Annotated in this window: 23 protein-coding genes; 14 read left to right on the forward strand and 9 right to left on the reverse strand. The window is 71.8% G+C overall.

The features are described 5' to 3' along the window. Positions 1-11: 11 nt before the first annotated feature. Genes ACOZ38_RS21670 through ACOZ38_RS21680 form a run of 3 tightly spaced genes read right to left on the reverse strand, consistent with a single transcriptional unit; the run spans position 12 to position 2,514 of the window. On the reverse strand, positions 12-665 hold the full coding sequence (locus ACOZ38_RS21670) for a response regulator (protein ID WP_424533020.1): 654 nt from the start codon (positions 663-665) through the stop codon (positions 12-14). Further along, the gene (locus ACOZ38_RS21675) at positions 662-1,792 is read right to left on the reverse strand and encodes a sensor histidine kinase (protein WP_424533021.1); all 1,131 of its coding nucleotides are present in this window, start codon (positions 1,790-1,792) and stop codon (positions 662-664) included. Before ACOZ38_RS21675 ends, ACOZ38_RS21670 begins: the two co-directional genes overlap by 4 nt. A gap of 47 nt (positions 1,793-1,839) precedes the next feature. Continuing rightward, positions 1,840-2,514, reverse strand: coding sequence for a hypothetical protein (locus ACOZ38_RS21680; protein WP_424533022.1), 675 nt, complete (start codon positions 2,512-2,514; stop codon positions 1,840-1,842). A 368-nt stretch (positions 2,515-2,882) separates the two neighbouring features. On the opposite strand from ACOZ38_RS21680, the gene ACOZ38_RS21685 reads away from it, so the two are divergent. Both ACOZ38_RS21685 and ACOZ38_RS21690 read left to right on the forward strand, forming a co-directional pair. Then, a complete protein-coding gene (locus tag ACOZ38_RS21685; RefSeq protein WP_424533023.1) occupies positions 2,883-3,569 on the forward strand; it encodes a sensor histidine kinase in 687 nt (228 codons plus the stop codon). Between the two features lie 140 nt (positions 3,570-3,709). Beyond that, positions 3,710-4,288, forward strand: a complete 579-nt coding sequence (locus tag ACOZ38_RS21690) for a TOPRIM nucleotidyl transferase/hydrolase domain-containing protein (RefSeq protein WP_424533024.1) — start codon at positions 3,710-3,712, stop codon at positions 4,286-4,288. Between the two features lie 164 nt (positions 4,289-4,452). Here ACOZ38_RS21690 and ACOZ38_RS21695 read toward each other — a convergent pair whose 3' ends face one another. After that, positions 4,453-5,640, reverse strand: a complete 1,188-nt coding sequence (locus ACOZ38_RS21695) for a TetR family transcriptional regulator (RefSeq protein ID WP_424533025.1) — start codon at positions 5,638-5,640, stop codon at positions 4,453-4,455. Positions 5,641-5,793: 153 nt separating this feature from the next. Here ACOZ38_RS21695 and ACOZ38_RS21700 point away from each other — a divergent pair, with 153 nt between their 5' ends. The 6 genes from ACOZ38_RS21700 to ACOZ38_RS21725 all read left to right on the forward strand — a co-directional run bounded on the left by ACOZ38_RS21700 (position 5,794) and on the right by ACOZ38_RS21725 (position 11,884). Beyond that, positions 5,794-6,984 (forward strand): cytochrome P450 family protein, encoded by a 1,191-nt coding sequence (locus ACOZ38_RS21700; protein WP_424533026.1) that lies wholly within the window; start codon positions 5,794-5,796, stop codon positions 6,982-6,984. A 35-nt stretch (positions 6,985-7,019) separates the two neighbouring features. Further along, positions 7,020-8,291: an ATP-dependent Clp protease ATP-binding subunit ClpX gene (gene clpX / locus ACOZ38_RS21705; protein WP_424533027.1), complete on the forward strand. Its 1,272-nt coding sequence runs from the start codon at positions 7,020-7,022 to the stop codon at positions 8,289-8,291. An 86-nt stretch (positions 8,292-8,377) separates the two neighbouring features. Further along, a complete protein-coding gene (locus tag ACOZ38_RS21710) occupies positions 8,378-9,061 on the forward strand; it encodes a sulfotransferase family protein (RefSeq protein WP_424533028.1) in 684 nt (227 codons plus the stop codon). A gap of 118 nt (positions 9,062-9,179) precedes the next feature. After that, positions 9,180-10,349 (forward strand): winged helix DNA-binding domain-containing protein, encoded by a 1,170-nt coding sequence (locus ACOZ38_RS21715; protein WP_424533029.1) that lies wholly within the window; start codon positions 9,180-9,182, stop codon positions 10,347-10,349. Positions 10,350-10,580: 231 nt separating this feature from the next. Then, positions 10,581-10,703 (forward strand): hypothetical protein, encoded by a 123-nt coding sequence (locus tag ACOZ38_RS21720; protein WP_424533030.1) that lies wholly within the window; start codon positions 10,581-10,583, stop codon positions 10,701-10,703. Then, positions 10,700-11,884, forward strand: coding sequence for a hypothetical protein (locus ACOZ38_RS21725; protein ID WP_424533031.1), 1,185 nt, complete (start codon positions 10,700-10,702; stop codon positions 11,882-11,884). The genes ACOZ38_RS21720 and ACOZ38_RS21725 overlap by 4 nt, the downstream gene beginning before the upstream one ends. Positions 11,885-11,940: 56 nt before the next feature. Here the strand turns inward: ACOZ38_RS21725 and ACOZ38_RS21730 are convergent, their stop codons facing one another. After that, a complete protein-coding gene (locus tag ACOZ38_RS21730; protein WP_424533032.1) occupies positions 11,941-13,038 on the reverse strand; it encodes a TRM11 family SAM-dependent methyltransferase in 1,098 nt (365 codons plus the stop codon). 334 nt (positions 13,039-13,372) lie between these two features. On the opposite strand from ACOZ38_RS21730, the gene ACOZ38_RS21735 reads away from it, so the two are divergent. Both ACOZ38_RS21735 and ACOZ38_RS21740 read left to right on the forward strand, forming a co-directional pair. Further along, positions 13,373-14,182, forward strand: a complete 810-nt coding sequence (locus ACOZ38_RS21735) for a sugar phosphate isomerase/epimerase family protein (protein WP_424533033.1) — start codon at positions 13,373-13,375, stop codon at positions 14,180-14,182. A gap of 110 nt (positions 14,183-14,292) precedes the next feature. Then, positions 14,293-15,717 carry a sensor histidine kinase gene (locus tag ACOZ38_RS21740; RefSeq protein WP_424533034.1) on the forward strand — a complete coding sequence of 475 codons (1,425 nt, stop codon included), beginning with the start codon at positions 14,293-14,295 and terminating at the stop codon, positions 15,715-15,717. Between the two features lie 3 nt (positions 15,718-15,720). On the opposite strand, the gene ACOZ38_RS21745 is transcribed toward ACOZ38_RS21740, so the two are convergent. From ACOZ38_RS21745 to ACOZ38_RS21755, 3 genes are read right to left on the reverse strand one after another with little or no spacing between them, the layout of a single operon-like run. Next, a complete protein-coding gene (locus tag ACOZ38_RS21745; RefSeq protein ID WP_424533035.1) occupies positions 15,721-15,891 on the reverse strand; it encodes a hypothetical protein in 171 nt (56 codons plus the stop codon). Next, complete coding sequence (locus tag ACOZ38_RS21750; protein ID WP_424533036.1) at positions 15,873-17,261, reverse strand: S8/S53 family peptidase; 1,389 nt, start codon at positions 17,259-17,261, stop codon at positions 15,873-15,875. Before ACOZ38_RS21750 ends, ACOZ38_RS21745 begins: the two co-directional genes overlap by 19 nt. Before the next feature lie 12 nt (positions 17,262-17,273). Next, positions 17,274-17,918, reverse strand: coding sequence for a nitroreductase family protein (locus ACOZ38_RS21755; RefSeq protein ID WP_424533037.1), 645 nt, complete (start codon positions 17,916-17,918; stop codon positions 17,274-17,276). 366 nt (positions 17,919-18,284) lie between these two features. Here ACOZ38_RS21755 and ACOZ38_RS21760 point away from each other — a divergent pair, with 366 nt between their 5' ends. After that, complete coding sequence (locus ACOZ38_RS21760; protein WP_424533038.1) at positions 18,285-18,749, forward strand: MarR family winged helix-turn-helix transcriptional regulator; 465 nt, start codon at positions 18,285-18,287, stop codon at positions 18,747-18,749. A gap of 197 nt (positions 18,750-18,946) precedes the next feature. On the opposite strand, the gene ACOZ38_RS21765 is transcribed toward ACOZ38_RS21760, so the two are convergent. Then, entirely contained in the window at positions 18,947-19,654 is a 708-nt protein-coding gene (locus tag ACOZ38_RS21765) for a TetR/AcrR family transcriptional regulator (protein WP_405148515.1), read from the reverse strand. 83 nt (positions 19,655-19,737) lie between these two features. Here ACOZ38_RS21765 and ACOZ38_RS21770 point away from each other — a divergent pair, with 83 nt between their 5' ends. The 3 genes from ACOZ38_RS21770 (at position 19,738) to ACOZ38_RS21780 (ending at position 22,346) form a co-directional block, all read left to right on the forward strand. Beyond that, entirely contained in the window at positions 19,738-20,913 is a 1,176-nt protein-coding gene (locus ACOZ38_RS21770; RefSeq protein ID WP_424533039.1) for a carotenoid oxygenase family protein, read from the forward strand. Positions 20,914-21,040: 127 nt separating this feature from the next. Further along, positions 21,041-21,583, forward strand: a complete 543-nt coding sequence (locus ACOZ38_RS21775; protein WP_424533040.1) for a GNAT family N-acetyltransferase — start codon at positions 21,041-21,043, stop codon at positions 21,581-21,583. A gap of 121 nt (positions 21,584-21,704) precedes the next feature. Continuing rightward, positions 21,705-22,346 (forward strand): ArsR/SmtB family transcription factor, encoded by a 642-nt coding sequence (locus ACOZ38_RS21780; protein ID WP_424533041.1) that lies wholly within the window; start codon positions 21,705-21,707, stop codon positions 22,344-22,346. The last annotated feature ends 1 nt before the right edge of the window (position 22,347 follow it).

A 22,347-nucleotide genomic window follows, 5' to 3' on the forward strand; every position in this document is an offset into this window, starting at 1 on the left:
TACTTTGTAGATCAGAAGCGTGGCCAGCCGGCATCTCGGACGAGGAGCGCGATCTGCACCCGGTTGACCAGCCCGAGTTTCGCGAGCGAGCGACTGACGTGGGCCTTGACCGTGGTCTCGCTCATGGTGAGTTCGCGGGCGATCTCGGCGTTGGCCAGCCCTCGGGCCACTGCCTGGACGACCTGCCGTTCGCGGTCGGTGAGGGCGGCCAGGCGTTCGCGCGCGGCGCGGGCGTCCGGTGCCTGCTGCCCGGCGAAGGCGTCGATCATCCGCTTGGTCACCGTAGGCGCGAGCATGGCGCTGCCGTCGGCCACCGTGCGGACGGCAGCGATCAGGTCACGGGGCGCGGTGTCCTTCAGCAGGAATCCCGCGGCCTTGGCGCGCAGGGCGCTGTAGACGTACTCGTCGCGGTCGAAGGTGGTGAGCATGACCACCTTCGGCGGGTTCGGGGACCGGTTCATCTCCTTGAGCGCGGCCACGCCGTCCATGCGGGGCATCTGCACGTCCATGAGCACGACGTGCGGCCCGTGGCGCGCGACCGCAGTCACTGCCTCCACTCCGTTCGCCGCCTCGGCAACCACCTCGAGGTCATCGGCGGCCTCCAGGATCATGCGCAGCCCGGTCCGCACCAAGGCCTCATCGTCGACGATGAGCACCCGGATCACGTCGGCAACCTCGCGGACACAAGGAAACCGCCGTCCGGCTCCCGTCTGGCGGTGAACCCGCCGCCCAGCAGTTCGATGCGCTCTCTCAGGCTGATCAGGCCGAGCCCGCTGCCGGGCAGGGCCGGCGTGCGATCCGATGGGACGGAGTTCTTGATGGTGACCTCCAGTGCCGAGGGCAGGTAGCGCACCACGACCTGGGTCGCGGCCATGCCCGCATGCTTGTGGATGTTGGTGAGGGCCTCCTGCACCATCCGGTAGGCGGTGTGCTGCACCATGACGGGCACCTCCTGCGCCGTCCCCTCATCGCGCCGCTCCACCGGGACTCCGACAGACCTCGACTGATCGAGCAGCCAGTCGAGATCGGCCAGCGTCGGCTGAGGTTCGAGGACTTCCTCCCCGATCATCGGCCGTCGCCGGGGAACTTCGGTGAGGATTCCGAGAACCGCTCGCAGCTGCTCGAGGGCTTCCTTGCCCGTGACCCGGATGAGCTCCGCCTCCGCCGCGATCTTCTCGTCCACAGCGTTGATCTCCAGCGCTCCCGCGCGCAGGACCATCAGCGATACCCGGTGCGCCACCACGTCGTGCATGTCCCGCGCGATGCGGGCACGTTCCTGCGCGCGAGCCCGCTCGGTACGGGCGGCCTCCTCCCGCTCCAGCCGTTCGGCGCGCTCACGCAGCCCGGCCACCACCTGCCGGCGCGCGCCCACCCACAGCCCGATCACCAGCGGAAACCAGACGAACAGCGGCGCGCCGCCCAGAGAGGAGGAAATGTCGGCCCCGGGCCGGGGCACCACCGCCAGAAGGCTCGCGACCACCGTGAAGACCGTCAGGTGCAGGGGCCGCCGATACGTGGTCGCCGCGACGTATGACGCCACGGACAGCAGGAACCCTGGCGACCGCGCCACCGAGTCGACGGCCGCGACGAGCAACAGCGGCCAGAGCCGCCGCGGTGCCGTCCAAGCCGCGGCGGCGGCCAGGAGACCGATCGCCGCGCCTTGGATGTGCACGGGCACCGAGGCGAGGCCGAAGAAGGTGTACGGCCTCGCGCCCGGTACGAAGGCGGCGCAGAATGCGGCGGCGGGAAGCGCCACCGTCACCAGCCGATCACGTATCTCCTCGATCCTCACCTGATCAGCCTAGACAGCCGTATCCGGTGCGCGTGCAGCTCACCAGCTCACCAGCTCACCAGCCGCAGGGGTTTGCGGTCGGGGACGGGAAGCCGCTCGGTGCGCAGCTCGGGAACGGCCTTGCGCAGCACCTGGATGCCGAGCGGCACCAGTACCAGACACAGGACGCCTGTCGAGACGACATCGATGAAGCTGCTCTCCTTGAGATGGCCGGTCCACAGTGTTCCCGACCAGAGGAACAGCAGGAGACGCCCCACACCGAACGTGCCCGACCGGTAGGCCCCGATGGCCAGCACAAGGGTTCCGATGTACAGGCCGAAGGCAGCCGTGACGGGAACCCTCCACGGCCCGTAAGAGACGTCCACATACGTGTCCATCACGATCTTGGTTGTCTGTTCAAGGCCCAGCTGCCCGATCAGCTGGAAGGCGGTCTGATCGACGCCCGCCCAATACAGGCGCGAGAAGAGGCCCAGGACGAGGAGCGTGCCGCCCATGAGGGCGGACCACGGAGATCTCGCGGCGACGATCCGGGCGAGCGTGATGACGGCGGGACACAGCAGGATGGTGCCGAGGGCGAAGCACGCGTAGCCGGCGGTGACCAGTGCGGGATTCTCCACATACACGGCCAGCTGCATCGGGGCGGCGAACGGCTGCCTGGCGAACTCCTCCAACTGCCCGGGCGTGAAGGCCACCGAGTTCAGCGCCAGGTACCGAAGAAGCAACCCGGCCGACCATACGAGGGGGGCAAGGATAAGCGCCGCCCCTCCGATGATCCGGCCTGGGAACCAGGCGTTGCGATGAATGAGAGGAGGGGTCTTCCATGTGCCGCTTCGTCGGGCAGCCGTGTCTGTTTGTGGCATGACGACCACCCTGGATCACGGATGGCACGATCACATCCTGCAATCGATGCGGCAAAGCGTCTCTTTAGTAGGGGTGCTCCCCGCCGCGTCGTGGCTGTAGACCGCCCGCACGCACAGGGCGGGGGCGGCGGTGGCCACGAGCCCGCCCTCACCCGTGCTGAGCAGCTTGAAGTGCTGGAGCCGATTGCTCGCAGCGCTCAGTGCCCCGTAGCAGCGGCACGCGACGGACGTTGGAAACGCCGAGGAAACGCGTCGTCGCCAGTGCCTCCCACGAACTGCGCACACCGCTGACCATCGGCCGAGCCCTGGTCGAGCTGGCCATGCATCGAAAATCCGCCTCCGAGGACGTCAAACAACTGGGCGAGAGCCTCCTGGAGATCAACACCAGGCACGAGCGGCTGATCAACGGCCTGCTGCTCCTCGCCGGCTCGGAGAGGGAGATCATCGAACGGCTTCCCGTCGACTTGGCGGACGTGGTCGGCCACGTGGTCGCCGAGACCGCCACCGAGGCCCAACACGCAGGGGTGATCGTGAAGGAGCAGGCGGGCGAGGCGTTCACCCTGGGCGACGCGCTGCTGCTGGAAAGACTGGTGCACAATCTGGTGGAGAACGCCGTCAGGCACAACGTCAAGGTCGGCGGCTGGGTGAGCGTCCTCAGCCGCACCCACCCCGACGCCACTGTGGAGGTGGAGGTGAGCAACACCGGGCCCACGGTGCCGCCGTACGAGATCCCTTCTCTGTTCGAACCGTTTCGCCGGTTGGGCGACGAACGGCTGGTCACCGCCAAGGGCGCCGGCTTGGGCCTGTCCATCGTCCGCTCGGTCGTCAGAGCCCACGATGGTCATATCAACGCCCGCCCACGCGAAGGCGGCGGCCTCACCGTGATTGTCACCCTGCCGGCCTGCGAGCCCTCCTGATCCGAAGATCAGACATTCCCTGGGCACGCGGCAGCGGACGTCAGCGCCAATTCGTCCGGGACTGTTTCGGACCGGCGGCTGGTGACCTGCCAACGCGTAAAGGGGATGAACCTCTCCAGGTTCGGTGCAAGGCTGGGCTCGTGAGCGACACGCGAACCGTGGTCCTGGTCGAGGGAGCCAGTGACAAGTCGGCCATCGAAGCGTTGGCCGAGCGCCGTGGCCGGAACCTGGCGGCCGAAGGCATCTCCCTTGTGGCGATGGGCGGTGCCACGAACATCGGGACGTATATCGGCAGGTTCGGCCCTCCCGGTCGCGATCTCCGGCTGGCCGGTCTGTGCGACGTCGGGGAGGAAGGCGCCTTCCGGAGGGGTCTCGAGCGCGCCGGCCTTGGATCCGATCTCAGCCGAAGCGATCTGGAGGCGCTCGGATTCTTCGTGTGCGTCGCTGACCTGGAAGACGAGCTGATCCGCGCCCTCGGCACCGCCACGGTTGAGCGCGTTGTCGATGCCGAGGGCGAGCTCAGCTCATTTCGCACGCTCCAGAAGCAACCCGCATGGCGCGGGCGCGCCACTCACGACCAGCTACGCCGGTTCATGGGATCAGGCGGTGGCCGCAAGATCCGCTACTCTGGCCCGCTCGTCGCGGCACTCGATCTCGATCGCGTGCCGCGGCCGCTGGATATGCTGCTGGCCCACCTATTAGGCACTCGGAGATGGTGATTTCGTCATCGCCGGGTGAGGCGGATTCGTTGGTGGAACCAGCGGGCCCGGGCTTGGTGGCGTCGTCGCCGGGTGTGCCATGGAAATCCTCCTCCACGGGCCGGCGGCGCCCGGCGACGGTGATCAGGGCCCGCAGGCGTGCGCGTTGACGATGTCGGTGATGGCTAGGGACGATGACGACCGGCGGTCGCCGCCGCGTGGCACGCGCCCCGGCCGTCCGCCCGGGCGACGACGCGGCCACCCTCGACGCGGATCGCGGCCTCGGTAGCGTCCCCGACGGCGGGCACGCCGGCCCTCGCGGCGAGGGATCCGGTCTCGTCGTACACCACCCGCAGGTGGGGCCACGCCGACGGAGGGAAGGCCGCGCGCAGGCAGGTGCGGATTTCCGCGACGGCCAGCCGGGCCAGCGGCATGAGCTCGTCGGGGTCGCCGGTGACCAGGACGGCGGTGACCTCCGCCCCGGGCGGCGCGGCACGCACCGCCTCCTCGACCGCTTCGAGCCGGTGCAGCCCGAGGATCGCCACGACACCGTCCACGGCCGGCCGCGCGGGCTCGCCGCGCACCGCGTCCAGCATCGGTGGCGGTGACCACGGCTCGTCGGCGGGCCGCGCCTCAGGGATCCAGGGCAGGTGCGGGGGCGCCCACACGTCGTCGAGCTCAAGGCCGGCGAGCCGCTCGCAGACGCTGACGACGTCGAAGGGATCGCCGAAGCCGGGCGCGGCGGCCGCCATCTGGCTCGTGCCGTGCAGGGCCGTGAGCACGGCCTCCGCGACACGCACCCGCCGCCCGGCCGCCGCGCCGGACGGTCCGCCGGTTGGGCTCAGGCGTTCCAGGGCGAGCCCTAGCAGGATCGCGTCCAGCTTCATCAGCTGCGCGAACGGCCGCCGGGTCTGCTCGTCGGCGAGGATCTCCGGCATCAGGTCCATGCCGAGCCTCGCCGGGCCGTTCCACTCGTCGCTGGCGAGAGGAAGCCTGGCGACCCAGGCACGCGCGAACGCCCCGAGCGCCTCACGGGCACTGCGGCCGGGATCGGAGAGGGACCCCTTGGAGGCATGCCCGGCGAGGTCGCGGTCCGGGTAAGGCACCTCGGGCGTGCGCCGGGCAAGCTCGTGCTCGGAGCCTGGGAAGGGCGCGTCGGGCGGGTGTTCGGCGAGGTCGGCCAGGACGGCGAAGTAGAGGGCTCGCTTCCCGGGGAAGTTGGAGTAGACCGCGCCGCGGGTGAGCCCCGCGCGCTCGGCGATGCCGTCGATCTTGGCCTCGCGGAAGCCGCTCTCGGTGAACTCGTCCCTCGCGGCGGCCAGCACCTTGGCGCGGTTGAGCTCGCGCATCTCGGCCCTGGTGAGCCGGCCCATCGCCTCCCCTTCCCCCTCAATGACCTCGTGACATTTCGCGACATTTCGTGACATCTCCGGTGGCGTCCGCCGATTGCCGCGCGCGCCGAACCAAGATACCGTGACCATCCAGATGATGGGATCATGTGTTCATGCCATTTCAAAGGAGGATCCATGAGCGGCGTTCCCGAGATCGACCTCACCGACCCCGAGGTCCTGCGCGACCCCTTCACGGCGTACGGGGACGCCCGCGAGCGCTCACCGCTGGCGCGACTGCTGATCCCCGGTCTAGCCCCCATGTGGGCCCTCACCCGGCACGAGGACGCCAGGGCGATGCTCGGCGACCCTCGCTTCGAGCTCAACGCCGACAGCTTCATGCGGCCTGACGTGCCCGAGGACTGCCTGCCGTACATGCGGACGATGACCGAGATGGCCGCGCCGGAGCACGCCCGGCTGCGCAGGCTGGTGTCCCCCGCCTTCACCGCGCGCCGCGCCGCCGAGTTCCGGCCGCGGATCGAGCCGATCGCCGGGAGACTGCTCGACGGCCTGCCCGGCCATGCCGAGAACGGCTCGGTCGACCTGCTACGGCATCTGGCGCGGCCGTTGCCGATGGAGGTCATCTGCGAGCTGGTCGGCATCCCCGAGCCCGACCGCCCGAGTTGGCGCGCGTACGGGGCCATCGTGGCGGCGGGGTCGGGCCAGGGGTTCGCCGAGGCCGTGCCAGGGATCATGGAAGGCGCCAAGGCCGCGACGGCGCGACGGCGCGCGGAGCCCGGCGACGACCTGCTCTCCGACCTGATCCGCGCGCAGGCCGAGGACGGGGACCGGCTCGACGACACCGAGATGGTCACGCTCGTCTGGCACCTCGTCCTGGCGGGACAGACCCCCACGAACCTCATCGCCAACGCCGTGGTGGCCCTGCTCTCCCACCCCGCGCAGCTCGCCGCGCTGCGTGCGGATCCCGGGCTGATGCCGCTCGCCGTCGAGGAGCTGGTGCGCTGGTGCGGGCCGACGCTGCTGTCGATCCCCCGCTACGCGCGGGAGGACGTCGAGCTCCACGGCACGCAGGTGCGCAAGGGAGAGGCCGTCACCGCCGCGGTCGCCGCCGCCAACCGCGACCCGCGCGCGTTCGCCGATCCCGGCAGGTTCGACGTCGGCCGCACCGCCGGGCCCGCGGGCCACCTGGGCTTCGCCCACGGCCCGCACTTCTGCCTCGGGGCGTCGCTGGCCCGCGTGCAGACCGAGGTCGCGCTCACGGCACTGCTGCGCCGCTTCCCCGGCCTCGCGCTCGCGGTCCCCCCGGACGGGCTGCGCGCGCCCGATCCTGGCACCTGGCGGCTGACCGCCCTGCCCGTGACCCTCTGACAGCCGGGCCCCACGACCTCAAGGAGACTTCTCGCGTGCCACGCACCGGTGACGGCGACCCGCTGAAGTGCACCTTCTGCGGGAAGAGCCAGAAGCAGGTCAGGAGGCTCATCGCGGGCCCCGGCCACATCTGCATCTGCGACGAGTGCGTCGAACTGTGCAACGAGCTCATCGAGGAGGAGCTCGACGAGCACTCCGAGGCCGGGCCACGGGACCTGCCCAAGCCGAGGGAGATCCACGCGTTCCTGGAGCAGTACGTCGTCGGGCAGGAGAACGCCAAGAAGACGCTCTCGGTGGCGGTCTACAACCACTACAAGCGCATCCAGGCCGGAGCGGAAAGGGAGGAGCCGGTCGAGCTGGGCAAGTCCAACATCCTGCTGGTCGGCCCCACCGGCTCCGGCAAGACCTACCTGGTCCAGACGCTCGCCCGCATGCTCGACGTCCCGTTCGCGATCGCCGACGCCACCGCGCTGACCGAGGCCGGGTACGTCGGTGAGGACGTCGAGAACATCCTGCTCAAGCTGCTCCAGGCCGCCGGCCACGACGTCAGGAAGGCCGAGAGGGGCATCGTCTACATCGACGAGATCGACAAGATAGCCCGCAGGAGCGAGAACCCCTCCATCACCCGCGACGTCTCCGGCGAGGGCGTGCAGCAGACGCTGCTGAAGATCCTCGAAGGCACGACCGCCTCGGTCCCGCCGCAGGGCGGCCGCAAACACCCGCACCAGGAGTTCATCCAGATCGACACCACCAACGTGCTTTTCATCGTCGGCGGCGCGTTCGCCGGCCTGGAGCGGATCATCGAGCGGCGGACCGGCCACAAGGGCGCCGGGTTCGGCGCCGCGCTCCGCACCGGGCAGGACCGCGAGAGGGCGGACCCCTTCGCCGAGGTCATGCCCGCGGACCTGGTCAGGTTCGGGCTGATCCCGGAGCTCACCGGCCGGCTCCCCGTGGTGTCGACCTTCCAGCCGCTGGACCGTACGACGCTGGCGCGGATCCTCACCGAGCCGCGCAACGCGCTCATCAAGCAGTATCAGCGGCTCTTCGAGCTCGACGGCGTGGAGCTGGAGTTCACCGAGGACGCCGTCGGCGCGATCGCCGAGCAGGCGCTGCTCCGCCGCACCGGCGCCCGGGCGACCCGCGCGATCCTGGAGGAGATCCTGCTCAACGTGATGTACGAGGTGCCGAGCCGGGACGACGTCGCCCGCGTCGTGATCGACCGCGACACCGTGCTCCACAACGTCAACCCGACCCTGGTCCCCCGCGACCACCCCGGCCCAGAAGGCCACCGCGAGAAGTCCGCCTGAGAGGCGTCCGCTTGCCCGTCCTGCCGCGTCGGTGGAACATGATTGCGTGCCAGTTGTGGCAGTTCCCGATCGGAATGGTGGGAAATATGCGGGTCATCGGCGCGGGGTTCGGCCGTACAGGAACGCTGTCCCTCAAGACCGCCCTGGAGCGGCTTGGCTTCGGGCCGTGCTACCACATGACGGAGGTCTTCGAGAACCCCGGGCAGATCCATGACTGGCTCGCGATCGCCCAGGGCCGGCCGGCCGACTGGGACGCGCTCATGGGCGGCTACCGCTCCTGCGTCGACTGGCCCGCCGCCGCCTACTGGCGCGAACTGGCCGAGCACTACCCCGAGGCGAAGGTCGTCCTGACCGTGCGGGACCCCCAGCGCTGGCTGGCCAGCATGAACGCCACCATCCTCAAACAGCGGGGTCGTGGCGGCACGCTGATGGGAAAGACGGTGCTGCGGCTGTCCTCCCTGCTGGGCACCGACTTCGCGGCGTTCACCAAGATGAGCGGGCTGACCGTCGACCGGCGGGTGTTCGGCGGGCGCATGAGCGACCCCGAGCACGCGCTGAAGACCTTCCAGGCGCACATCGAGGAGGTCACGGCGGCGATCCCGCCTGAGCGGCTGCTCGTCTTCGAGGTCCGCCAGGGGTGGGAGCCGCTGTGCGAGTTCCTGGAGGTGCCGGTGCCGGACGAGCCCTTCCCGAGGGTCAACGACGCCGACGACTTCCAGAAGCACGCCCGGTCGAGGTTCGGCCCGATGCTCCTGCGCCGCAGCAGGTAGCGCGGCTCGGCCAATGAGGACGGCAACTGGCCTAAATGCGGCCTAGCGTCGGCCACGTCGTGGGTCGCCGCCCGGGTACGGGTGGCGAACGCCGTCCGGCCACACCAGGGAGTTCCGCATGACGACCGACCGTCCGGTGAGGGTGCCGCGCCTGTCATGGGCCGAGGTGTGCGCGCGGCGCCTCGCGCGGCACGCCCTGGCGGCCCCCGGCAAGGACGCCGAGCCCGCCGACATCGCCGCCGCCATGGCGGGCACTCACGCCCAGGTGATGCCGGCCGCCGAGCTGTCGATCGGGCTGCGCATCGCCGGCGCCACGCGACGCGACGTCCGCGAAGCGCTGTGGAGCGAGCACAGCCTGGTCAAGACCTTCGGGCCGCGCGGCACCGTGCACCTGCTGCCCGCCCGCGACCTGCCCCTGTGGGTCGGCGCGCTGTCCGCGATCCCGCTCTCCCCCAGCCCCTTTCCGGACGGCGTGCGGCTGACGCCCGAGCAGGCCGAGCAGGTCGTGCGGGCGATCGCGGACGCGCTGGAGGACACCGAGCTGACGGTGGACGAGCTCGGCGACGCGGTGGTCCATCGCACTGGCCCGTGGGCGGGCGACCTGGTCATGCCCGCGTTCCAGGGGATGTGGCCACGGTGGCGCCAGGTCATTCACCTGGCGGGGATACGGGGCGTGCTGTGCTTCGGGCCCGGCCGCGGGCGCAAGGTCACCTACACCAGCCCGCGCCGCCATCTGCCCGGCTTCCGGCCCGCCGAGCCTCGGGCGGCCCTGGCCCACGTCGTGCACGGCTACCTGCACGCGTACGGCCCGTCCACGCCGAAGCGGTTCGCGCACTGGCTGGCCGCGCCGGCGCGGTGGGCGGGTGACCTGTTCGACTCCCTGTCCGGGGAGCTACGGGAGGTGGAGGTGGAGGGCGCCCGCGCCTGGGTGACGGCCGGGGACACCGAGGCTCCGTCCGATCCGCCCCAGGGCGTACGGCTGCTGCCCTACTTCGATGGATACGCCTACCGGGTGGGCAACCAGCCCCCCGAGCTGCTCTATCCCGGACGGGCCGCACAACGCGTGCTGCCCGGCAACTTCCAGGCGATGCTCGTCGACGGGGTGGTGGCCGGGCTGTGGCACCAGCGCCGCTCCGGCCGCACGCTGCACATCACCGTGGAGCCTCTCGTCTCACTCACCTCCGCACAGCGCGACGAGCTGGACGACCAGGTGCGACGCGTCGGGGAGATCCTCGAAGGCACTCCCCGGCTGACGATCGGCCAGGTCACCGTGGGCGGCCACGCCTGACTCGAAGCAGTTCACCGGGGCGCCGCTCCGCTCACAGCGGCCTTCACGTCCCGGTCATGCACCGCGCCACAGACGCAGGACCACTCGCGCACGTCAAGCGGCATCGACGTGGCGATCGCCCCCGCACCCCGAGCACAACCTGGAAGAGAGGAACCAGCGGTGGCACTGGCCGATGATCCGGTGGCAGCCATCGTCTTATGCTCGTGCGACGGGTACAAGCGGGAGGGCCGAATGGACCTGAGAGACGTGGACGCCATCCTCCTCGGCATGGACGGCACGCCGGTGGACTCCGACGCCGCCGTCGAGCGCGCGTGGACGGCATGGGCCGCCGCAGCGGCGGTGGTGACGGCATGAAGGGCATGCCCGCTTCGCCCACTCCCGAGGCACCGGCGAGCGGGACGGGGACGGCCCGTGACGCGCGCGGCGACCTGCAGGTCGGGATCGCGCAGGCCGCGCTGGGTTTCTGTGTGACCAGTCTGGGCGCCACCCTGGTCATGCTGTCGCGCGACCTGAGCGTCCCGGTGGGGAGCATCGCGTGGCTCGCCTCCGCCTTCGGCGCCGGCCTGCTGGTGGCCGCCGCCGCGGGGCCCGTCCTCCTGCGGCGCGGCCCGCGGCCCACCCTTCGCGCCGGCGCGCTGGTCCTCGCCTCCGGTGCCGCGCTGCTCGCCCTCGCCCCCTCCCCCGCTCTGGCCGTCGGCGGCGCGCTGCTCCTCGGCCTCGGCGGCGCCGGGCTCGTCCTGGTCACCCCGGCGCTGCTGGACGGCCCCGGGGTGGCGGTGCGGCTGACCAGGGTCAACGCCGCGTCCAGCACCGCAGGCGTCCTCGCCCCCTTGGCCCTGGGCGCGCTCGACTCCCTCGGCCCCAGCGGGCGCCTCGTACTTCTCGCGGCCGTCCCGCCCCTGCTGATCGCCGCGTCACTCACCACACGCCACGGCACGACTGGTGCGGGTTCGAGGGGTGCCGGTACGGCCGGTGTGAATTTGAGGAGTGGGCGTCGGGAGTCGGTGTCGCGGCGGGAGGTGGCCAGGCGGTGGACGCGCGTGACACTGGCCGTGTCGGTGGAGTTCTGCTTCGCCGTGTGGGCGGTGGCCCGGCTTCAGGAGACCGGCGTGACGCCCGGTGAGGCGGCCGGGCTGGGCGGCGCGTTCGCCATCGGCATGGCACTGGGACGCATCGGCGCGCCCCGCCTGATCCAGCGCGTCCGCATCGTCCCCCTCTGCACGGTGACGATCGCCGCCGGGGCGCTGCTGGTCGTCGCCACGAACGGACCCGTACCGGTCGCCGCCGGCCTCGCGCTCGCGGGCCTCGGCGTCGCGCCCCTCTACCCCGTGACCCTCGCCGACCTCGTCGCGACCCCGAACCTGCGTGGCTCGCACTCGGCCTCCCTGGGCGCCCTGGCCTCGGGTACGGCCGTCCTGCTCGCGCCGGCCGCCCTGGCCGCCCTCAGCCAGGTGGCCGACCTCCGCCTCGCCTTCCTCGTCACCGTCCCCCTCCTGGTGGCCCTGACCGCGATGAGCCCGCGCAAGGCCCCTTGACGGATGATCACTCGGAGCCGGCGCTGGGAGGTCGGGGCCACCAGCCCATAGACCCGTCAGTACCCCTGGGCGCCCCCTCGCGTACGCTCCCGCCCGCCGGGCGCCGTCAGCCGGACGAGGAACGACTGCGCCCCGGAGACCCGTACTCGCTGGACGTGCACGGGGACGAGCTGGTGCCGGATCCCCATGGGCAGATCACCGACGCCCGGCAGCAGGACCACGGCCGTCCCACCGGGCGCGAGGACGCGGCGGAGCTCCGCCCACCAGGGTGAGGAGGACGCGGCGAGCAGGCCTCGGGCGGCGACCTGACCACCCCAGGGCGGATTGCTCAGCACCCGGTCGGCACTCCCGTCCGGCACCGGCAGGCGGCCGGCGTCGGCCCGGCCGACGGTGATGGGCAGCCCGGCGAGGTTCTCTCCCGCCGCCCGCAACGCCTCCGAGGCCAGGTCGAAGCCGCGGAACCGGGCCTCCGGCTGTTGCCGCCAGGCCTCGATCAGCAGGGTCCCTGCCCCGCAGCAGGGGTCGAGAACGGTCTGACCTGCGCGGATGTCGGCCATCCCCGCCATGGCGGCGGCCAGCGGAGGATGCAGGGTCCCCGGCACCGAACACCGTTTGTAGTCGCGTCGATGCAGGGGCCGGCCGGCGATCCGCAGCATGAGGGTGGCCCGCGTGCCGTCGAGGGTCACCCGCCAGCCACTGTGGGCGGACGGGGGCACGGCCCCCTCCCGCCGCGAGTGGTAGCCGATCCCCAGCCGGCGCGCCAGGGCGTGCCCGACGGCGTCCTCGACGTCGTGGCGGTTGAAGTTGCGCCTGCCCAGGAACGACGCCGACACCTCGACGCCGGTGAGCGCGCCCGGCCCTCCATGGCTCTCGCGCTGCCGCGGCAGCGAGCCGAGATCGGCGAGGTCGGCGAGCCGGGCGAGCGCCGCGGCGCCCTCCTTGGCCGCGCCGACGTCGGCGCACCGCGCGGCCAGCAGGAACACGTCGTCGGCGGTGCGCAGTTCGACGGCCCGCGACTCCGACCGGCACGTGCGGAAATGGACCTCGCGATGCCCGAGATGGGTGATCACGCCGAGTCCACGCTGGAGTACTTCGGCCGCGACCGTCGGCTCCAGCCCGTGAACGCACCGCGCCACCAGGTTCGCCGCCGTCACGAGACGGCGGGGACACTGGGACGCGGGGCGGTGAGAAAAAACGCGCGAATGCGCATAGTGATCGTTCTTCTCCCACGTCAGCCCGGGGCAGCGCTCCGCCGCCCCGCCTCGCCGACGACGGGTCCTGCCTCGCTTCGCCGGCGGGGACTAACGCAGGTGGAAGAAGAACGTGAACGTCACAGCTCACGATCTTAGGGCAGGGGGGGTCGCGCGCTCAACCGAGACCCGGGGCGACGGTCGCGTCGGCGCCGTACACGACCGCGCCCGCGGCTCCGAGGGCAACGGGTTGCGAACGCGCGGCACGCGGAGATCTCGCATCTGTACCGTCTGCGGTATGAGCAAACTGAGCTTCTCCACCCTCGGCTGCTCCGGGCTCCCGCTGGCCGAGGTCGCCGCGATGGCCGCGCGCACCGGCTGGCCGGGCCTGGAGTTGCGTTCCGCACCGGACGAACCCGTCCACCGGGGGCTCTCCCCCGAGGGCAGGAGGGCGGCGCGGTCCGCGCTGGCGGGCGCGACCGTCCTGTGCGTCGCCTCCTACGTGAAGGTGGCGGCGTCCGGCGTCGAGGACGACGAGGTCGTGACCGCCCTGCTCGCCGAGGCGGAACTGGCGCGCGACCTCGGCGCGGGCGCGGTTCGCGTGTTCCCCGGAGGCCTTGGTGAAGGTGATGACGATGCGCGCGCGGTACGCCGGCTCCGCGCCGCGGCGCGCGGGCTGCCGCGGGGCGTCGAGATCTGGCTGGAGACGCACGACTCCCACCCGAGGGGCCGGGACGTCGCCCGCGTGCTGTCCGAGGTGGGCAGCCCGGAGGTGCGCGCCATCTGGGACGTCGCCCACCCGTGGATGGCCGGGGAGACGGTCGCGGGGACGGCGGCGGCTCTGGCGCCGTGGCTCGCCCACGTGCAGGTGAAGGACCGGGCCTCGGCCGAGGACCCCACGCCCGTGCCGCTCGGCGACGGCATGCTGCCGCTGCGGCCGGTGCTCACCACCCTGCGTGACGCCGGTTACGGTGGGTGGCTGAGCCTGGAGTGGGAGCACAAGTGGCACCCCGCGCCGACGCCCCTGGAGGACGCGCTGCGCGCCGGCCGCGCCTGGCTGGCCGCCGTGCCGGGCCCCGACCAGGGTCACCAGCCCGGCCGGTTCTGATACGCATTGTGCGGCACTTCTCGCAGGGCGTAACCGTATCTACCCTCGTGCCCGCCCCCCACGGCCACCTGCCTCTCCCTGGTGTGGTCGACTGCTATTGGGGGTTTGGGATGAATTTTCGCCATCGACTGCCGGTCAGGACCCGGCTCACGCTGTACGCCGGCGCGGTCGCGGCACTGTTTTCCGCCGTGCTCGCCACCGTCCTGCTCGTGGCAATCCAGCGCCTTGCCACCGAGTACCTCACCGAGGAGGTCGTCGGCTCGGCCGGACGGATCGCCGCCGACACCGATAGGGGTCATCTCCGCAGCCCGATACGGCACGGCGTGGTCCGCAAGCACCAGGTGATCGATCCTGCGGGCAGGGTGGTGGCCGCGTCCGAGGAGATGCGCGGCAAGCCCGCCATGGCGCGCCTCGAGTTGATGGACGAGCACGACAGCGGCACCTCGATCGTGTGCGGCCACGCCTTTCCCCGAGGGGAGTGCGACATCGTGGCCGCCCGGCAGGTGGAGCGCTCCGGCGAGATCTGGACCGTCTACAGCGCCGCCCCGGTCATCCCTCCCCTGGTCCATCCGATGATCTCCGCGCTCGTGATCGGCAGCGCGCTGCTGCTGACCGCCGGCATCACGTACGGCACCCACCGGGTCGTCGGCGCGTCCCTGGACCCGGTGTACGCCATCCGGTCGGAGCTGGACGAGATCAACGCCACCTGCCCTGGCCGCCGGGTCCCCGTTCCCAAGGGCGAGGACGAGATCCACGACCTGGCGCAGAGCGTCAACCACACCCTGGGGAGGCTCCAGGCGGCGATGGAGCAGCAGCGCAGGCTCGCCTCCGACGCCTCCCACGACCTGCGCAGCCCGATCACCGCCATCCGCGCCGAGGTGGAGGACGCGCTGATGGCCTCCCAGAGCCACAACTGGCCCGCGACCGGCCGGGCCGTACTCGGCGGCCTGGACCGGCTCCAGGCGATCGTGGCCGACCTGCTCACCCTCGCCCGGCTGGACGCCGGCACGCCCGGCTCCCGCGACCCGATCGATCTGGCCGAGCTGGTCACCGCGGAGATGGAGGCGCGCCACCCGGTCAAGCGGCTCGAATGCGTGCTGGGAAAGGACGTGCTGGTGATGGGTGACCGGATCCGGCTCGCCCGGCTGGTCACCAACCTGGTCGACAACGCCGAGCGGCACGCCGACACCACGATCACCGTCACGGTGTGCCGGGCCCCGGGCACGGGCGCGGGGCCCTTCGCCGACGGGGCGGCGGTGCTGGAGGTCCTCGACGACGGCGCCGGCATCGCCCCCGACAAGCACGAGCTGGTGTTCCAGCGGTTCGCCCGGCTGGACGCCGCGCGCAGCAGGGACTCCGGCGGCACCGGCCTCGGCCTGCCGATCGCCCGGCAGATCGCCGAGATGGCGGGCGGCACCCTGACCATCCAGGACAGCCCGCGCGGCGCGCGGTTCGTCCTGTGCCTCCCGCTCGTCTCCACCGAGCCCGGCGGGGGCGATGCGGCACTCCCGCCGGAACCCGAGCAGCTGGGCTGAGGATCAGGGCAGGCGGGGGTCCAGCTCCACCTCCTGGGACCTCCAGGTGCCCGGCCGCAGGGCCGCGCGGTCACGGCCCCGCACCCTGGCGGTGGGGACGGCTTGCGCGAGGAGGTCCGCGGCGGCCACCCGGGGATCGGCCTCCTCGCGCGCCGTCATGTGGGCGGCGACCATGGCGGCCACGATCGGCGTGGCGAACGAGGTGCCGCTCCACCGAGCCCACCCGTGGAAGCCGGTCTCGTCGGCCGGGCTTCCCTCAGGGATGCTGAGCCGGCCCACATGACGCGGGAACCCGCAGGTGCAGTCGTAGTCGAACGCCGGAGGCACCTGCTCGGTGTAACGGCACCGGTCGAAGGTGGAGTGCTGGTACCTGTACCTGGCGGGGTCGTCGATGCCGGTGAAGGCCCCCACGATGCGCTCACCGGGCGCGTAGACCTTGACCCAGTCACCGTGATCGGTGAAGCAGGCGCCCTCGGCGCCGTCCATCCTGAGCGCCCCCACGGAGACCACCCCGTCGTCGGGCACGGGCAGAGCGCGGACGCGGCCGGCCAGAACGGCGTGTCGCTGCCGTTGTTGCCCGCGGCGGCCACCAGCAGCGTCCGCGGGTGGTCCGCCAGCCTCCTCATGAACTCCTCCAGCCCGAGGAGGGTGTGGGTCTCCCCGTTGGCCACGCCCGCGGAGAGACTGATGATCGCCGGCCAGCGCCCGTGCGCCCTCTCGTAGTCCTCCAGCGCCGCGAGGACCCTCTCGCCGAACTCGTCCTCCAGGATGGCGCCCGCGTGGGTCAGCGTCCGGGAGACCTCCACATCGGTGTTGGGCGCGACCGTGTTGATCAGGCCGCCGATGAAGGTGCCGTGCCCGACGTACTGCTGGACGTACCCGTCCTCGTCGAGCTGGGCGTAGCGCCCGCCGCCCGAGACGTGGGCGGCCATCCAGGTGTGCCCGGTGTAGTCGTGGACGAGCCCGGTGTCGATCACCAGCACGGGAACCGCCGTGCCCGGGTCGTAGGCGACCTCGGCCAGGGCCGGGTTGGGCGGATCGTCCACCGGCACCGGCTCGTCCCCCGGGCACGAGTTCACGCCGCCTGTCGTGATCGAGACGATGTGGTTGCGCGTCGCGATCGGCCCTTCCGGCCGGTCGTTCAGCTTCCTGAGGGCCTCCAGCGCCGTGGTCACCCCCGCGTCGCCGGGGCCGGGGTCCCGGGGGTCCCCGACCTGGATGCGGACGACGCCGGACCTGGGGAGGGAGGCGTCGGTGGCCGGGTCGCCGGCGGACGCCACCGCCGCGGCCAGGCCGGCCGAGCGGACGTGCGCGGCCACGCCTTCGGCGTCGGACCTCCGGGCTAGGATGAAGCCCTTCTCGTAGGCGTTGAGGGGATAGCCGTCGTCGGACTTCCCGATGGCGAGCGGGGTTCCCATGGCCTTGACGATCTGGGAGATCTGCTCGCCGAAGCGGTCTGGTTCCATCGTGGTTCCGTTCAGGTGTGCGGCCGCCATCCGGCCTTCGTCGCCGAGTAGGACCCGGATGGCCTCCGGCTGATACATCCTGGCCGCCCCTCACCACCGTTGCCAGTGCAGGACCTGCTCGCGCGGGATCCGCCTGGCGGGCTTGAAATCGGTGCCGACGGTGAAGGCCAGCGGCGTGAACGCGGCCAGCATGACCTCGTGGTACGGCACGCCCAGCGCCCTGGACAGCTCGCGCTCGAGCGGGGCCTGCGCCGTTGTCCATACGGTGCCGAGCCCCCTGGCGCGGGCGGCGAGCATGAAGCTCCACACCGCCGGCAGGATCGAGCCCCAGGTCATGGACTGGTCGAGCACCGAGGCCCCGTCCGTGCGGCCCTCCACCGCGGGGATGACGAAGGCGGGCACGCGGTGGATGTTGTCGTACAGGTGCCGCAGGCCATCGGCGATCCGCTCCATGGAGCCGGGGTGGGCGTACATGCGGGGCAGATCCCTCTCGTTCGGAGGACGGCCGCCGGTGGCGAGCGCGCGGCGGAAGATGTCCGCCACGACCTGCCGCTGTGCCTCTTCTGTGACCACCAGGAAGTGCCAGCGCTGCCGATTCCGGCCGGTGGGGGCCTGGGTGGCCAGGTCCACGCATTGCTCGATCAGCTCGCGCGGCACCGGTCGGGTGAGGTCGAGCCGCTTACGCACGGCCCGGGTCGTGCTCAGCAGTTCGTCGGGGGTGAGATCCAACGTCATGATCTGTTCCTTACGCGGTGGCGGTCGACACGGCATGACGGGCGCGCGGGCCGAAGTGCGCGATGAGACGATGGCCAGGCCCATAGGGACGATCCCGAGTCCGGCCGCCACCCCTTGACCACCCGGGTGGCGCCAGCGGCCACCCCGCCGATGACAGGTCCATCGAGCCCAGGAACACCCCGGCGCACAACGACACCAGGGCCACGCGTTCGCGGCCGTCGGTTCGTGTCACGATCACCCTCCATCTGAGCGTGAACAATCTGTTGACAGACGATGCGCACCGTACGAGCTCCAATTGTCTGCTGTCAAACGATTGGCATACAGACTATGCCTGGTAGGCTGGCCATCCACCGGAAAAGGAGATCCATGTCGACCAAGACAGCCGACCAGGCGCGGCCGTCCTACTTCCCGCGGCTCGCGGCCGAGCGCCTGGACATCGCCCTGTGCCGGGCCTCCGCCGCCGTGGCACGGGCCGCCGACGCGCACGCCGCCGAGGAAGGGCTGGGCGTCGGGCCGCACCTGGTGCTGCGGATGCTCGACGCCGTCGGCCCTTGCTCTCAGCAGAGGATCAGCGAGGAGCTGCGCATCGACCGCAGCGTCATGGTCAGCGTCTGCGACGACCTGGAGCAGGCGGGCTACGTGCGCAGGGAACGCAATCCCCATGACCGGCGCTCCTACGCCGTCACCATCACCGACTCGGGACGGCAGCGGCTCGCCCAGGCCCAGACGTCGATCGCGCCCTTCCTCGATGACACCTTTCAGGCCCTCACCCCTGAGGAGCGCGGCCAACTGGGCGCGCTCCTCGGCAAGCTCCTGCGCCTCGGCCCCTGACGGTCGATGAGCGCCTCATGGACCGGGAAACCTCGTCGCCAGAAGGGCCCGCGACGCTTCCTCGGGTGCGGTCAGCTCGGCTCGCCGGGTGATCCGGGCCACGGCAGGTGCCGCAAGGCGTCGCAGGAGAGCGAGCGTGCCAGGTCGTCGGCCAGAGGGCGAGGGCTGGGCATGGCGGGCACCACCTTGTTTCGCGGTCAGACGGTGCGCTCGCGCGGAAACCTCTCCCCCACGGACGGGTGCGGGCTCACGTCCTCGATCTCCTTCTTCAGCCGGCGGCGGGACGAGGCCACCGACCGGGTGGCGGACTCCACGGTGTCGCCGACGCCGACCATCAGGGTGGTCAGCTGGGCCTCGAACACCACGTCGGCGTTGCAGGGGTCGATGAGGTAGTCGCCCAGTTCGAGGGTCACCAGCCCGTGGATCGCGGTCCACAGCTGGTGGGCGACCAGCTCGGCGTCCCCGGTGCGGAACCGGTCGGCCGCGATGCACCGGTTCGCGCACTCCACCACGGTGGTCAGGGTGTACCGGCCGTACTGGCGGTCCTCCGCGGTGAGACAGAAGCCGGCCAGCGACGCCCCACCGAACATGACGGCGTACAGGTGCGGGTTGGTGAGGGCGTTGTGCCGGTACGCCCGCCCGAACAGCGTCATGTCGGCGACGGGGTCGGAGGTCGTGGCGACGTGGGAGAAGTAGGCCTCGAGGCGGGCGAACCCCTCGTACACCATCTCCCGCACCAGCCCGCTCATCCCGCCGAAGTTCGTGTAGACGGCCATGGTCGAGCTGCCCGCCTCGGCGGCGATGCGGCGGGCCGACAGCGCCTGGGGACCCTCGTCGGCGAGCAGCCGTGCCGCGATGTCGACCAGGGTGGAACGTGTCTGCGGGTTCGATCGGCGTGGACTCACCTTGACAGTATGGCATAACACCGTTATTTTTTACATAACGCTGTTATGCCAGCTTGTCAGGCCTCACGAGGAGGTGCTCGAAAATGACTGTCACGGAGCACGTGGACCCGCTCAACTCCGGCCGCCTGCCCGACGACGAGCCGCTGCCCGTCGACGGCGTCCTACCCCTCGGCCTCGACGGCACCTTCCTGTCGGCCTGCGCGCCCCCCGCCGGCTCTCACGTCTCGGCCGGCGCGCTGCTCTCCGGCGTGCGGCTCGGCGGAGGCACCGCCCGGTGGCACCGGGCCACCGGGGAGCCGGGCGGCCGGCCGCCCGGCCCGGCGATCTGGATCCGTCCCACCGGGCCCGCCGAGCCCCCGCCAGACGGGCCGTGCCGCGCGAGCGTCGCGCCGCCGGTCCGGGACCACGCCGCGGCCGAGTGGCACACCGTCGCCACCTATCCGGGCCTCGACCTCGCCGAGCACCTGGTCATCGGGCCGGACGGCCGCGTGCTCGGCTCCCGGCCGTTCGCGCTCGACGGCGCCCCGCTCATGCGGGCGGTCGCGCTCACCGACCGGTTCGTCGTGGTGTTCGACCTGCCCGTGACGTACCGGCGGGCGGCGGCCATGATCGGCGAGGGGTCTCCGTACCGCTGGCAGCACGGCCGGCGGGCGCGCATCGGGCTGCTGCCGCGCCGGGCGGGCGGCGAGGCCGAGCCGCTGTGGTTCCCGATCGACCCCTGCTTCGTGACGGAGTCGGTGAACGCCCACGACGACGGCGGCCGCGTGGTCGTCGACGCCGTGCGCATCGCGCGGGCCTACGACACCCCCTCGTGGACCCCCGGCGACGCCGCCGGCTCCTCGCGGGTGCACAGGTGGACGCTCGACCTAGCGAGCGGCACGGCCCACGAGCGCGAGCTGACCGGCGCCCTCGACCAGGCGTCGGTGGACTCCCGGCGGGCCGGGAGCAGGCACCAGCTGATCTTCGGCCGCGCCCCCGGCGGCCGGGCGCTGGTCGGCAACGACCTCGCGGCCGACACCACCCAGGTACGGGCGCTCGCCCCCGGGTGGCGCGCGGGCCGTCCCGTCTTCGTCCCGCGCGGGATCGCCGAGGGCGACGGCTGGATCCTGGTCCTGGTGCGGAACGCCGCGCTGCGGCGCGCCGAGCTGCTGGTGCTCGACGCCCTGAACCTCACCGGCCGCCCGGAGGCCGTCGTCCACCTCCCGGGCACGCTCCCGGACGCCGGGCACACCACCTGGGTGCCCGCAGGCGACCACTGAACCACCTGGGTGCCCGCCGGCGACCGCCGAACCGACTGGGCGCCCGTGCGCGACCGCCGAACCCGGCGTCCCGCGTCCGTCCCGGCCGCCGCGCGGGCTCCCGGCGGGCGTGGGCGATAATTCGTGAATGCTCCTGTCGACGGCCCGTCTGACCCTGCGGCGCTTCCGCGCGGGCGACGCCGTCGCGCTGGCCGCCTACCGCTCGGACCCCGGTGTGGCCCGCTACCAGTCGTGGGACGCCCCGGTGGCCGTGGAGCAGGCCAGGGCACTGATCGCGTCGTCGCAGACCCGGGGATCTCTCAGGCCTGGATGGTTCCAGTACGCCATAGACCTGGAGGGCGTGCTGATCGGCGACATCGGCGTCAACCTGCACGCCAACCTCATGCAGGCGGAGATCGGGTTCACCCTGGCCCCCCGCTACCAGGGGCACGGGTACGCCACCGAGGCCGTGGGGCGCGTGCTGGAGCACCTGTTCGAGGACGAGGGCCTGCACCGGGTGTCGGCCGAATGCGACGCGCGCAACCTGCGCTCGGCCCGGCTGCTGGAGCGCCTCGGCTTCCGCAGGGAAGGCCTCCGCCGCGCCCACACCTGGAGCAAGGGCGAGTGGACCGACGACCTCCTCTACGGGCTGCTGGCCGAGGAGTGGCGGCGCCCTCCTTCCACCGCCTGACCTCCTGACTCACCCCCCGCCGGATCGGCTCAGCGATCACGGCGGCCTCCGTCATGCCTTCGCCACAGCCGACAACTCCAATCGCCTTGACAAAAAAAATGTTCGGTGGGAACGTTGAGTCATGTTCGAAGTGGCGGTGATCGAAGACCCGGCGGCGGCCGAGGCCTCGCTGGACCCGGTGCGGTGCCGGCTCCTGGCCGAGCTGGCCCGGCCGGCCTCCGCCGCGACGCTGGCGGCCAAGATGGGCATGTCTCGGCAGAAGGTGAACTACCACCTGAAGGCGCTGGAACGGCACGGCCTCATCGAGCTGGTCGAGGAGCGCCGCAAGGGCAACACCATCGAGCGGGTGATGGCCGCCACCGCGGCGTCCTACGTCATCTCGCCCGTGGCGCTGGCCGCCGTCGCCCCCGACCCCGCCCGCTCACCCGACCGGCTCTCGCCGCGCTGGCTGCTGGCCGTCGCCTCCCGGCTGGTGCGCGACGTGGGCGAGCTGGTCACCGGCGCCGCCAAGGCCCGCAGGAAGACGGCGACGTTCGCGATCGACGGCCAGGTGCGGTTCGCCTCCGCCGCCGACAGCGCCGCCTTCGCCGACGACCTGGCCGACGCGTTCGCCGCCCTGGTGCGCGCCTATCACGACGAGACCGCCGGCACCGGCCGCGACCACCGCGTCATCGTCGCGGTCCACCCATGGGGCGGCGACCGGCCCGAAGAGACAGAAACGATCGACACCCGCGTGGTCGACACCGAGACAAGGGAGCTTTGAG

The sequence above is a fragment of the Sphaerisporangium viridialbum genome (assembly GCF_049674955.1).
In the GTDB taxonomy this organism is placed as follows: Bacteria; Actinomycetota; Actinomycetes; order Streptosporangiales; family Streptosporangiaceae; genus Sphaerisporangium; species Sphaerisporangium viridialbum.